This is a genomic window from Paraburkholderia ultramafica (assembly GCF_902859915.1).
Lineage (GTDB): Bacteria > Pseudomonadota > Gammaproteobacteria > Burkholderiales > Burkholderiaceae > Paraburkholderia > Paraburkholderia ultramafica.
The window spans coordinates 1-588 of record NZ_CADIKK010000163.1 but is presented as its reverse complement, the minus strand read 5'-3'; the positions used below and the strand labels follow the sequence as shown (position 1 = coordinate 588).

Below are 588 nucleotides of genomic sequence, written 5' to 3'. Positions count from 1 at the left end.
CCTGAGCGAGCGGGTTGGCACCATCGTCAGGCTGAACTCGAAAACAGCCTCGATTGCCGTGACAGACTCCGAAGGACACTGGCGCGTTTCCTACGGTCTGCTTCGGCGTATCGTCGACCTGTAGCCCCATCTATGCCGATCACCATACAACATCATGGCCAGGACCAGAGTCAACGCGGAACGTGAACATCGCATCGAGATGGAGGTGGTCGTCGACGCCTATACGGAGGAAGAGCGGGCGACGTCGTGGCACTGCTATCTGGAAGAACAGCTCTCGTTTCCATTCGAGGCCGGCATTCGCAAAGCAATGGCCTCTTCACCGCTGCGCCCGGGTGAACACGTCTCGGTCACCGGACTCGCTCATGAAGACCTGTGTCGGGTTGGCATCTTCGTCTGGGTTCGGTGGGGCCAACGTGACGTGGTGGCCCCCTGGCCCAGATCGTTCCCGTAAGCTGCGATGAACCGACACAAGTAGTCGTCGCTGACTGGCACTACTGGCATGATCAAGGTTACGCGTTCTGACATCCAGAAAGCCGTCGCACTGTCGCTGTGGGATCTCGCTCACCTCGTCCTGATCTCTCGCAGCGT

1 pseudogene is annotated in these 588 nt (G+C 59.2%); it reads left to right on the top strand.

The annotated features are described in order from the left end of the window. Positions 1-154 precede the first annotated feature (154 nt). Positions 155-588, top strand: a pseudogene (locus HV744_RS36690) (calcium-binding protein); the annotation flags it as partial.